Source organism: Vibrio sp. D173a (assembly GCF_030248475.1).
Genome location: NZ_JAHGAH010000262.1, coordinates 1 through 12,754, shown reverse-complemented (window position 1 = coordinate 12,754; position 12,754 = coordinate 1). Strand labels below are relative to the sequence as shown.

Genomic DNA, 12,754 nt, shown 5'->3' with positions numbered 1-12,754 from the left:
CTGTAAGAGATTAAATCACGCGAGAGAATTGTTGCTGACGCGCTTTCGCTCGTAGGTACTTATCAAAGCACATACAGATATTACGAATCAGAAGGCGGCCACGCAGTGTTACGCGAATTTCATTGTCATCCACTTCCACCAATTCATCATTGATGAAGGTTTGCAGTAGACCTAAATCTTCTTTGAAATATTGCTCGAACTTCACGCCGAACTCAGACTCAATCGACTTCTTATCCAGCTTGAAGTTACAGATAAGCTGTTTGATCACTTCACGGCGCAATAAGTCATCCGCATCCAGTGACACACCTTTCCACAGCGCGTGGCGAGATTGATTCACCTGTGCGTAATACTTCTTCAATTCTTTCTGGTTTTGCGCGTACGCATCACCAATCATTGAAATCGCCGAAACACCAAAGCCAACCAAGTCGCATTCACCTTGCGTGGTGTAGCCTTGGAAGTTGCGGTGCAAAATGCCTTCACGCTGAGCCACAGCAAGCTCATCATCCGGCATCGCAAAGTGGTCCATACCGATAAACTGGTAACCAGCACCTGTTAGCGTTGCGATGGTATCTTGCAGAATCGCCATCTTCTCTTCCGCTTTTGGCAGATCTTCATCTTTAATCTTACGCTGCGCAGCAAACAGTTGTGGCATGTGCGCGTAGTTAAACACCGATAAACGACCCGGCTGCATTTCTAGCACTTGCTCTAGTGTCTTCGCAAAAGATGCCTTGGTTTGCTTCGGCAAGCCGTAAATCAAATCAAGGTTAGTAGAGCGGAAGCCAAGCTCTTTTGCACGAGCTACCATCGCAAAGATAAATTCTTCATCTTGCTCACGGTTCACAAGCTGCTGAACTTCTTTGTTGAAGTCCTGAACACCAATACTTAGGCGGTTAAAGCCTTCACTGCGTAGGTGATCCAGCATAGTGAGCTCAATCTCACGTGGATCAACTTCAATACTGATTTCCGCATCGGCACTGAAAGTGAACTCTTGGCGCAACAAGTCCATCACACGCGTAATCTGCTTCTCAGATAGGAAAGTTGGTGTACCACCACCAAAATGCAATTGAGTCACTTGGCGTTCACCCAATAGTGACGCGCGTTGGCGGATCTCGTGCTCAAGTACATCCAAATATTCGTCAGCTTTGTGCGAATGGCGAGTAATCACTTTATTACAGCCACAGTAGTAGCAAAGCTTATGACAGAACGGAATGTGAACGTACAGAGATAACGGACGATCTGGGTACTGAGTGCATGCCATATCGTAGTCCGAAATGGTAAACGCTTCATGAAACTCCAGTGCTGTCGGGTACGACGTGTAACGCGGACCGGAATAGTTGTACTTATCCAATACCGCTTGATCCCAGACGATTTGCTGTTTCGATTCAGTATGTTGATTCGACATGGTGGTACTTTCCGTAAAATGCGAGGGAGACGAAAGCCGTCCCCCAATATTCAGAAACCGTTATTCTGCCATACGACGATGACAACTACGGCAGCCACAGGCGGCTTTTTAAGTATAAAACTAAAGAAGTGCTAGCGTGATCACGATACCCCTAATAGTTATAAGGAAACCATTAGGGGCAGCAATTAGATCATCTGAATATTGATTTGGTTATTCAGTGGCTTAACGTTTTTTTGCAACACTTTGAGCTCTTCGATGATCGCGTCTGTTAAGCGCTGTTCTGCTTTATGACGCGTCAGGTTCTGCTGCATACGTTCTTTCTTGGCAAGCTGCTGACGATCTTCGCCACGCGCCATATCTTTCACGACATGGTAAAGCTCTGAAATCGCAGGATATGTGGCGTCAAAATCAACACGGTCTTCACCTTGAACATAGTCCATGATGTTGTAAACACGAATACTGATTTCCGACAAATCACACTGGCCTTGGATGCCCGCCTGACACAAGGTATGCACGTTCTCAAAAATGTTGGCGTTACGCTTATCGATCGCCAATTTTTGATGCTTCAGCTGCAATTCCTTTTGCTTTTTCAATTGAAGCAGAAGGTAACCTGCATAAGAAGCCAGCGCGATAATGATCACTGCACCCGCAATCGCTAATAAGGTTACGTTCATGAATTACTTATCCTTTGTAGTCGTCGAAGTTGATATCGTCGAAGTCTGCTAGCAGATCATCATCGTTACGAGAACCTTTCGCCGCAGGTGCGGTAAAGTCTTCGTCTTCTTCCGGCTCTAGTAGACCCAGTTGATCCATCAGCTTCTCGATGCGATCTAGCTTCTCGTCTACGTATTTTTGTAGACCAGTGCCTAGATTCTCACCCGCTTCGATGCGATCCAACAACACATTCAATTGCGCATCGTTCTCTAGCATCTCCAGCTCTTGCTCTGCAGATAGACGACGCTCTTGTTTGGTTTGCTTCTTCACCGGTTCAACAATCAGAGGGATTTTCTTCTTGCTGCCTAGGCGAGGATCACGTTTCTGTGCTGCTGCTTGTCTCTTCTGCTCTTCCGCATCAGAGTTACGGCTACCAGTCTTCAAACCTTTGCGCTTTTTCGCACGCTTGCGTAGACGACCTTCTACATCTGACTCTGTACGGTTACGAGTGACGACAAACTCAGGTGCGCCAGAGGCACCCGGCTTTCTTGATTTCTTTTTACGGCTCATTACTGGGTCTTCCTCAGTAAAATTACATCATTACCAATAAATTCGAGTTCGAGCTTATCCCGCTCTGCTAGGAACTGGAACGTGTCACGGCTAAAGAACACCACGTGTGTAGGATCGTTCTTATAATGCCATGTCCGAAAGGCTTCTACGTCGATGACCATTTTCGTCATCAGGCCTATCCAGCCACTTGGCTTAACTAAATTCAACCATTGCTTCCACACCAAATCTGGGTGGTAGAGGTGTTCGATCACCTCTGTTGCTGTCATGAAGTCATACTGCTTTTCTAACACACAAGTATCTGGGTGATAGTAAAGATCGTACAACGCCATGTTGTGCCCCGCTTCTTCTAACATTAAGGAAAGCGTTGGGCCCGGACCACAACCAAAGTCGATTCCGTTCGATTGTGGTGAAATTCGCTCTGAGATTGGATCAGCAATTCTCGCCAAAAAGCGGCGATATCCCATATCTTCAGGATTGTTCTCATGCAGATCATAGTGAGCTTTTTCAGTTTCCGCATCCAAACGTTGATCTGGATTGACGAATACCAAACTGCACTGCTCACACTGAAGATACTCGCGTTGCTTGTCTTCAAAAAAGTGGTGAGTGCGCTGATTCTGGCATAAAGGACAGGTGTGCATGCTGACTTCCTCAAACAGGGATGCGAAACATACCAGAAAGTGGACTCAGATTGGAGTGTTACTGGATACTTTTTCAGCAGTTTTTATTAAAAAAACTTTGATTGGGAAAAATAGATATAAAAAAAGCGACAGTGATACTGTCGCTTTCTGAATGCCACCATTGGTGGCGAAACTGTGTTGCACTCATTTGGTGCACCAAGAATCCTTTTGTTTTTCGAGCTTTCCATGCCAAAAAGTGTTGTTCTTCATCTTCCTGATGAGTTTTGGCTATCCTTTTACTTCCTGTCTACTGAGCTACTTCCTGAGCTTGATCCGTTTCGCTGTCTTAACCGTTAGACGAGACGACCATCCCTATCTGATAGGCTCCTTGCCTATCTAAGTCCCTTTTCCTACTACCAAACGTCCTTCGTTTGCGTCCTTGGAGACCTCATATCCATGGTCTAAATTCCTGTGATTCACTCCCTGTGAACAACGTCTACTTTACGGATTGGATAACAACCAACAAGTCATTGAAAGCAATTATTGATACGAATTTTTCCAGAAAAATAAATAGCCATTTCTATCAATAACTTAAAACGAGGAGAGAGAAATAGTATCGAACAAGTATGGCAAATATCTCACAAAGCCCCGAGCGAACTATCTCTTTACCTTGAATCACCATGCGTGACTGAGATCACTAACGTACCGGACGTTAGCCAATGCTCTCACAAACAAAAATGCCCCAGCGAAAACGCTAGGGCATATTTGTATAACTGTGCTCGAACTTTGTAGGGGTTTAGTGCAGACCGCCAACGTATTTCGACAGAACTTCGATGTCTTCGTCTGTCATTTTCTTCGCGATGTCACGCATCATGGCATTCATATCGTTACCACGGTTACCATCACGGAACTTCTCTAGCTGAGCTTTGATGTAGTCAGAGTGCTGACCAGAAATTTTAGGGAAACCTGAAAGCTCAGTGCCGTTACCACGAGGGCCGTGACATGCGATACATGCGGTTAGACCACGTTCTGCATCACCAGCGGTGTACAGTACTTTACCTTTCTCAACAACGTCTTCTGGTGTTGAGCTCTCTGAGATTGGTAGAGAGGCGTAGTATGCAGATAGATCAGCGATGTCTTCATCGCTCAGTGGCATTGCCATACCACTCATTACAGGGTCGTAACGACCTTGCTTACCGCCACTAGTCATTCCTAGTTTCAGATCTTTTAACTGCTTCTCAAGATACTTAGCGTGTTGGCCTGCAAGTTTCGGGTACATTGCGATTGCACTGTTACCGTCCGCTCCGTGACAGGCGACACAAGTTTGTGATTTTGCTTTACCAGCTTCAATATTACCTTGGGCCCATACTGAGCAACTGGCTAAAAGACTCAAAATTAGCGCTAATTTCTTCATGACATTCCATTATAATTATCAAGCTTCCAGTACCACGGAATGTGAACATACCGCGTACACTCATGGTACAATAGGCGACCTTATGCCGAGCACGGTTATTTTACACAATTTCACAAAAAAGTAATCAATCGACTACACAAAGTCGAGATGGAGTTAACAGTGAGCGTAAAAATTCATTACCAAAACACGCATTTCATCACCAGCGCACCCGATATTCGTCACTTACCTGAGGACGAAGGTGTCGAAATTGCGTTTGCAGGACGCTCAAACGCTGGTAAATCGAGTGCACTTAACCGTCTTACTAACCAAAAAAGCTTAGCGAAGACATCAAAGACACCCGGTCGTACTCAATTGATCAACCTTTTCAAAGTGGAAGAAGGTTGTCACATTGTCGATTTGCCAGGATACGGCTTCGCTCAAGTACCGGTTGAGATGAAGAACAAATGGCAAAAATCATTAGGTGAATACCTACAGAAACGCGAGTGCCTAAAAGGCTTGGTGGTTCTGATGGATATCCGTCACCCAATGAAAGACCTCGATCAGCAAATGATTTTCTGGGCAATCGACAGCCGCATCCCTGTTCAAGTTCTTCTGACTAAAGCAGACAAACTGAAAAGCGGTGCTCGCAAACAAACGCTACTGAAAATTCGCAAGCAAGTGGAAACATTTGGTGGTGACGTATCGGTTGATGTTTTCTCTTCACTGAAAGGTCTAGGTGTCGATCAGCTTCGTGCCAAACTGGACACTTGGTTTGCACCAGCATTTGCACACTTGATTGAAGAAGACGAGCAAGACGTTCCAGAGAACGGCGAAGAATAATTAACAAAATTTGTTAAAATTTTTCGACACAGCCCTGCCTTTTGGTGGGGCTTTTGTTTATCCGCTATCGAAAAACGTGAATTTCAGGCAATAAAAATCCCCACCTTCCTGGCAGGGATAACGGGAGAGAAAAATTGGTAATTATTGTTATGTGGCGAAGCATTACTGAACTGAGATTCGATTTCAATAGGTTAAAAAGCAATCTTACATCCTGCCTCATACCAAACATTTCCTCTCAAACCATCCAATAACTTTAATATTCAGATAGTTAAGTTAAACAAAGTATCAGAAGTACGTAACTTAGTTTCTTTCAAGAAAAAATAATAGTGTGACTGGCGTAAATTTACAGCATGAATAACGCAATAAATTTGAAGGAAAACTTGTGATTTTGCAGTGACTTAGAGAGGTCAAAAGAAAAGGTTTTTGAGGGTTAATTTTAACTTATTGATCAAAAAGAAAAATTTTCTTTCGCCCAATAAAAAACGCCCCAGTCAAAAACTGACTGGGGCGGCTGAATCAGCCTAATCCAATAACGTGAAACAAAAGGTCTGAAAGATAGAACATCTTACCTCTGTACCCTACGAGAGATAATGTACAACAATTGGTCAGATATGCAAAGAACTTTTGTAGTTTTTTTTCATGAAAGTTTTATTAAGTAACATTAAATCTCAGATCGGATTTGCTTTTTTAATGGCACAAAAAAGCCAGCGTTTGTGCGATGGCTCATATTAAATCGGCTAAATTGGCTTAAAAATGACTAGTGTGCTTGATCCCAGTTGTCACCGTGACCCGCTTCTGCCACTAGAGGCACTTTCAGCTCTGCTGCAGATTCCATCAAATTCTGTACTTTACTTTCAATTTCGGACAAAGACGACTCTTCAACTTCAAACACCAGTTCATCGTGTACTTGCATCAGAAGTTTCACTCGACCATTGCCTTCTTCTTGAATCCACTGATCAACTAACAACATCGCTTTCTTGATGATGTCCGCAGCGGTACCTTGCATCGGTGCGTTGATCGCTGCACGCTCTGCCGCCTTACGACGCATGCCGTTGCGAGATTGAATTTCAGGAAGGTGCAAGCGACGACCAAAGATTGTCTCGACGAAACCTTGCTCTGAAGCCGCACTGCGCGTGTCTTCCATGTACTGCATTACTCCTGGGTAACGCTCGAAATACTTGTCCATGTACGCTTGTGCCTCACCACGAGGAATACCCAGTTGCTTCGCCAAACCAAACGCACTCATGCCGTAGATTAGACCGAAGTTAACCGCTTTCGCACGGCGACGTTGCTCACTTGAAACATCTTCAATAGAAACGCCCATGATTTCTGCTGCCGTTGCTGCGTGGATATCTTTTCCGTCACGGAACGCATCAAGCAGTGCTTGGTCACCTGATAGGTGCGCCATAATACGCAATTCGATTTGAGAGTAGTCGACTGCCAGAATCTTGTAACCCGTAGGGGCAACGAATGCCTGACGAATACGACGACCTTCTTCATTACGAATTGGGATGTTCTGCAAGTTAGGATCAGTGGATGATAGACGACCCGTTGCGGTCACCGCTTGGTGGTAAGAAGTATGCACACGCCCCGTCGATGGGTTGATCATCTTCGGCAACTTATCGCTGTACGTTGATTTTAGCTTCGCCAGACCACGGTATTCCAAAATCAGTTTTGGTAGTGGGTAATCCAAAGCCAGCTCTTGCAACACTTCTTCATTGGTAGAAGGTGTGCCTGATGGTGTCTTCTTGATGACTGGCAGACCCATTTTCTCAAACAGAAGCGCTTGCAGTTGCTTTGGTGAGTTCATGTTGAACTCTTGTTCTGCAATCTCGTACGCCTTTTGCTCAAGCTCGTCTAGGCGTGCAGCAATTTCTACAGATTGCGCACTAAGCTTCATGTCATCAATCAACACACCAGTACGCTCTATGCGAGACAGCACGGGCACGAGTGGCATTTCGATTTCTTCGTATACGGTTTTTAGCTTTTCATCTTGTTCGATGTTAGCAAACAAACGGTTATGCAGACGAAGTGTCACGTCCGCATCTTCCGCAGCATATGGTGAAGCTTCATCCAGATCGATTTGGTTGAAGGTCAGCTGGTTCTTACCTTTACCTGCAATTTGCTCGAATGAAATGCAGCTGTGCTGCAAGAAGCGCAGTGCCAAGCTGTCCATATCGTGCTTGCCACCTACACTGTTGTAGACATAAGACGCCAACATGGTGTCGTGCTTTATGCCTTTCATCTCAATGCCGTAGCGAGCCAACACAGATGCATCGTATTTTAGGTTTTGACCAACTTTCGCCTGAGCCTCATCCTCAAGAATCGGCTTTAGCTGTGCCAGTACCCAATCACGATCCAGCTGCTGCGGCGCATCTAGGTAGTCGTGGGCCACTGGTACAAAAGCAGCAATGCCTTCGTCAGTTGCAAATGACAAACCAACCAAGTTTGCCACCATGTAATCTAGGCTGTCAGTTTCGGTATCAAACGCGAATAACTCCGATGCTTTTAGTTTGTCTAACCAAGCATTGAATGAAGCTTCATCTAGGATGGTTTCGTATTGGCTACGGTCTATTTTTACCGCTGAAGTATCCATATCAGCTTTAGATGCAGCAGAACCACCACGCGCTGCGCCAGTTGATTCATCCGCTTCAACCACACCTGTACCGCCTTCTAATAGCTCGTTCAACCAAGACTTGAACGTCAACTGACCGTATAGTTTGATCAGCTCATCGGTGCTTGGTTCTGCTTTTAGCAATGATTCTGGCGTCTCTTCCAGTTCCACATCCAGCTTGATGGTCGCAAGCTCGTAAGACAGCATTGCGTTGTCTTTGTTATCGACTAGCTTCTTCGCCATGGTTTTTGAACCACGGAAGCCAAGCGCTGCAATATCATCGAGGTTTTCATACAGCTTTGTCAGACCGCCAATACCTTGTAGCAGAGCAGTTGCGGTTTTATCACCCACGCCCGGAACACCAGGAATGTTATCGACTTTATCGCCCATCAACGCTAGGTAGTCGATGATCAATTCTGGTGGGATACCAAACTTCTCAACCACACCTTCACGATCCATCACGACGTTGGTCATGGTGTTGATCAAGGTAACGTTGTCATCCACCAGCTGCGCCATATCTTTATCGCCAGTACTGATCAAAACAGGCATGCCTTGCTGCGATGCTTGATAAGCCAGAGTACCAATCACGTCATCGGCTTCTACACCTGGAATACAGATCAATGGCAGGCCCATAGCACGAATAACGTTATGCAGAGGTTCAATCTGGCAACGAAGATCATCCGGCATTGGTGGACGATTCGCTTTGTATTCCGGGAACATATCGTCACGGAAGGTTTTACCCTTCGCATCGAAAACTACTGCGATACGATCAGAAGCAAACTGACGCATCATGCTGCGTAACATGTTTACTACACCGTAAACTGCGTTAGTTGGAATTTCACCGTTACTCATCGTGCCTGGGTAAGCGTGAAAAGCGCGATATAGATAAGAAGAGCCGTCGATCAGAATCAACGGATTTTCAGGAATACTTGCCATAATTGTCTGTATCCAAATCAGTACTTAATAGATCTGCTTAGAATGCCATGACTGCTAAGCTGAATCTATCTTGTTCGCTCGATCGAGGTCGCGGAAATTTTCCGATATTATTCACGAAATTTGCACTCTCTTGTGGATAACTCTGTTTATAGAAATTATCCACTGGTTATCCAACGTAAATAAAACCAACAAAACATACCAATAAATACTTGTTTTTATTAAAAATAAATACCAACAGGCGAGAAGATCAACGATCCTAAAATGATCATGCCATGTGGAAAAGTTGCCAATAGAGGCGTCAATTAGAAATCTCAGAAAAGAAAAAAGCGACCCAATTGGGTCGCCTAGCAGAAGTGGTGAAGCTATTTCCATTTGTATGGCAGCTTAACCAAGAAGCTATAAATTACACTGGAAGCAATGTGAGCAATGTCGTGTCAAAAAGAATTCGTGCAAGTTCTGGGAAAATTGTTTCATCACCTTCTCAACACTCAGTTAATAAACTGCAGTTAATTAGCAATTCAACGTCCTTGTGAACTTTCCTCATTCCCTAAGACAGCTTTAATAATAATGATTATCATTTAACAGTCAACAACTAAATGAGAAAAAATCTCATTTATTTTTATAGCGCTTTAATGAAGTGGACTCTAGACTCACGCAAATTTGACTTTTCTTCAAATTTTTCAATGATATAGTCATTTCTTAGCAATAGACGAAGCATGGCAGGAAATTGGTTGCGCGATTTTACTTTTAACGTTTTATAACCCTGCTCAGCGACCCAGTCTTCTTGTGCTTCCAACAGCATCTGCGCCACACCTTCATTGCGCGCTTCTGGTGCAACGCCACCAAACCAGCTGTAGAAGGTGTAATCATCTAATTCGTAGCCAATTTTAAAACCAAGGAGCGTCCCAGCTTTCTCAGCCACTAAGATTAGGCTCTTTTTCTCTCCAAGGCGCTCCGCCATAGATTCAACCGTCTCACCACGTGCAAACTCAGTAACACGAGCCACCACTTGGATCGCTTCTTCCAGCGTGCCTTCACGAATCAGCATTGTCATTGTCTTACTCTCCAGAAATAAATATACCCAAGTAACTTCAAGCCGTTTGTATTCCGTCTTGAGGGTACTTGGGTATATTCAGACCGACAACAATTGTCGGTCTGGCTTTTCTCATTGAGCGATAATTACTCGTCTGTCGCTTCTTGCGCTTTCACTAAGTGCTCTGCAGTTTGTGCGTTTTCTTCCGCTAGCCATTCTGCTACATCTTTCGCGAAGTAAGTCAGGATGCCATCAGCACCTGCACGCTTGAAGCAAAGAAGCGATTCCATCACGGTCTCGCGCTCTTTTAGCCAACCATTCATGATGGCTGCTTTATGCATCGCGTACTCACCAGAGACTTGGTAAGCGAAGGTTGGAACTTGAAGCTCAGTCTTCACGCGGCGAACCACATCAAGGTAAGGCATCCCTGGCTTAACCATGACCATATCCGCACCTTCATTGATGTCGAGAGCCACTTCATGTAGCGCTTCATCCGTATTCGCAGGATCCATTTGGTAGTTTTTCTTGTTGCCGCCTTTTAGGTTCGCTGATGAACCAACTGCGTCACGGAATGGACCGTAGTAGTTTGATGCGTACTTCGCAGAGTAAGCCATGATCTGAGTATGGATGTGGCCCGCTTCTTCTAGTGCTTCACGGATTTTACCAATACGACCATCCATCATGTCTGATGGTGCAACCACATCTGCACCCGCTTCTGCATGAGACAGCGCTTGTTTTACAAGTACTTCAGTTGTCTCATCATTCATTACATAGCCATCTTCATCGATGATGCCATCTTGGCCATGTGTAGTGAATGGGTCGAGTGCCACATCTGTGATCACGCCGATTTGAGGCACGTGCTCTTTTAATGCACGTACTGCGCGCTGAACCAAACCTTCTGGGTTGTAAGCTTCAGCAGCACATAAACTTTTAGCGTCTTGGTTTACGACAGGGAAAAGCGCGATTGCTGGTACGCCTAAGTTTGCTAGGTATTGTGCTTCTTCTAGCATTAAATCAATCGACAAACGTTCTACACCCGGCATCGATTCAACACTTTCACGACGATCTTTGCCCATCAGGATGAACATTGGGTAAATCAAATCGTTTACTGAAACTTGGTTTTCAGCCATCAAGCGACGACTAAAATCGTGCTTACGCATACGACGCATACGGCGTGCAGGGAATGGACCTTGAATTGATACAGACACCACTTTCTCCTTGTCTGGAAGGTTACGATGATCAAATCATCTGGTGGCAAAATCATATCACTCTTGATGCACCTTGCGAGCAGCAATATGGAAAAACGGCATGAAAAAAACCGAAAATGACCCAGCACTCACACTCAAGTATACTTCTCACTAATTCCATGCACCGATAACCCATAGAGACCAACCATGATCGATACTCACGCTCATATTTACGCTAGCGAATTTGATAACGACCGCGACGAGGTGGTGAAGCGCGCTTTAGAACAAGGCATTGATAAAATTCTGCTGCCGAACATCGATCTTGAATCTATTGAGCCGATGCTAAAAACCGAGGCGGCTTATCCTGAGATTTGTCGTTCTATGATGGGTTTGCATCCATGTTACGTAGATGGCAATGTCGAGCAAACACTAGCAATCATTCGTGGCTGGTTTGAAAAGCACAACTTCATTGCAGTGGGTGAAATCGGTATCGATCTGTACTGGGATAAAACCTTCCGAGCAGAACAAGAGATGGCGTTTGTGACTCAGTTAAACTGGGCAAAAGAGATGGATTTACCTGTCGTTATCCACACTCGTGATTCGATTGAAGAAACGCTGACCTTACTTCGTCAAGAACAAGACGGCAGTTTGCGTGGTGTGTTCCACTGTTTTGGTGGCAGCGTAGAAGAAGCGCAAGCAATCAATGAGCTTGGGTTCCACTTAGGTCTGGGTGGTGTCTCTACGTTTAAAAATGGCGGTATGGATAAGGTTATCCAGCATCTGGACATGAATTGGGTGATCCTAGAAACAGACTGTCCTTACCTTGCACCGGTACCGCATCGTGGTAAACGCAACGAGCCGGCTTACACTTCTCTGGTGGCAGCGCGAGTAGCAGAATTACGCGGAGAGAGCGTTGAAGCAATTGATGCTATTACAACCAAAAACGCTGAGGCATTGTTTAACCTAAGCTAATACCCGTACTTATATAAGTTACAATCAAACAACTTCTTATATTTCATGGCATTATATTTGAAAGTATAAATAATGTGCTATTGAGATGTAACATTTGCCCTTCCTAAAATATTGCCCACACATTTAACACAGTGGGCAACCTATGAATACTGGCCAACATGGTATTTACCTAAAACGTCAAAAGCGCACGCTACTGCAAAGACTGATAGGCATTAAAGAGATCTGCATTTGCACTAAATGTGGATACATCCGCAAAATTACATAGTCTTGGTGTATGCGCCCCATGAACCCACGGGGCGGTGTTGTTAATGTTTGAAGTTCCAAGGTAGGAGCGCATCGATATCAGGCTCCGCTTTCGCGAGCTCTTTCATGCACTTGACCATGTAGTCGTAGAGGATAAGGCCGTTGGCTTTCGCTGTCTCGACGATGCTGTAAAGCATCGCGCTCGCATCAGCACCATTTGGTGTGTTTGAGAACAGCCAATTTTTTCTGCCAATGACCAGCGGTTTAATGGCGCGTTCAGCACGATTATTATC

Annotated in this window: 11 protein-coding genes; 2 read left to right on the top strand and 9 right to left on the bottom strand. The window is 44.8% G+C overall.

What is annotated here, in order from left to right:
• Positions 1–10: 10 nt before the first annotated feature.
• The 5 genes from hemN to KIV40_RS23290 form a co-directional block, all read right to left on the bottom strand.
• Complete coding sequence (gene hemN, locus KIV40_RS23310) at positions 11–1,402, bottom strand: oxygen-independent coproporphyrinogen III oxidase (RefSeq protein ID WP_285351570.1); 1,392 nt, start codon at positions 1,400–1,402, stop codon at positions 11–13.
• Between the two features lie 185 nt (positions 1,403–1,587).
• Positions 1,588–2,076, bottom strand: a complete 489-nt coding sequence (locus KIV40_RS23305; RefSeq protein ID WP_005430018.1) for a DUF2489 domain-containing protein — start codon at positions 2,074–2,076, stop codon at positions 1,588–1,590.
• A gap of 7 nt (positions 2,077–2,083) precedes the next feature.
• Entirely contained in the window at positions 2,084–2,626 is a 543-nt protein-coding gene (gene yihI, locus KIV40_RS23300; RefSeq protein WP_045402659.1) for a Der GTPase-activating protein YihI, read from the bottom strand.
• Positions 2,626–3,264, bottom strand: a complete 639-nt coding sequence (locus KIV40_RS23295) for a class I SAM-dependent methyltransferase (protein WP_285351569.1) — start codon at positions 3,262–3,264, stop codon at positions 2,626–2,628. The genes yihI and KIV40_RS23295 overlap by 1 nt, the downstream gene beginning before the upstream one ends.
• Before the next feature lie 775 nt (positions 3,265–4,039).
• A complete protein-coding gene (locus KIV40_RS23290; protein ID WP_005430024.1) occupies positions 4,040–4,657 on the bottom strand; it encodes a cytochrome c in 618 nt (205 codons plus the stop codon).
• Positions 4,658–4,816: 159 nt separating this feature from the next.
• Between KIV40_RS23290 and yihA the strand changes: the two genes are divergently transcribed.
• Positions 4,817–5,476: a ribosome biogenesis GTP-binding protein YihA/YsxC gene (yihA, locus tag KIV40_RS23285; RefSeq protein WP_005429993.1), complete on the top strand. Its 660-nt coding sequence runs from the start codon at positions 4,817–4,819 to the stop codon at positions 5,474–5,476.
• Positions 5,477–6,233: 757 nt separating this feature from the next.
• Here yihA and polA read toward each other — a convergent pair.
• From polA to hemB, 3 genes are all read right to left on the bottom strand, one after another.
• On the bottom strand, positions 6,234–9,026 hold the full coding sequence (gene polA / locus KIV40_RS23280) for a DNA polymerase I (RefSeq protein WP_285351568.1): 2,793 nt from the start codon (positions 9,024–9,026) through the stop codon (positions 6,234–6,236).
• Between the two features lie 619 nt (positions 9,027–9,645).
• Positions 9,646–10,080 (bottom strand): GNAT family N-acetyltransferase, encoded by a 435-nt coding sequence (locus tag KIV40_RS23275; RefSeq protein WP_181145865.1) that lies wholly within the window; start codon positions 10,078–10,080, stop codon positions 9,646–9,648.
• Between the two features lie 125 nt (positions 10,081–10,205).
• A complete protein-coding gene (gene hemB / locus KIV40_RS23270) occupies positions 10,206–11,267 on the bottom strand; it encodes a porphobilinogen synthase (RefSeq protein WP_005429984.1) in 1,062 nt (353 codons plus the stop codon).
• Positions 11,268–11,453: 186 nt separating this feature from the next.
• Between hemB and KIV40_RS23265 the strand changes: the two genes are divergently transcribed.
• Positions 11,454–12,218 carry a TatD family hydrolase gene (locus KIV40_RS23265; protein WP_285351567.1) on the top strand — a complete coding sequence of 255 codons (765 nt, stop codon included), beginning with the start codon at positions 11,454–11,456 and terminating at the stop codon, positions 12,216–12,218.
• Between the two features lie 305 nt (positions 12,219–12,523).
• Here KIV40_RS23265 and KIV40_RS23260 read toward each other — a convergent pair.
• Positions 12,524–12,754 (bottom strand): transposase (locus KIV40_RS23260; protein ID WP_285347800.1); only part of this gene is annotated, 231 nt, incomplete at its 5' end.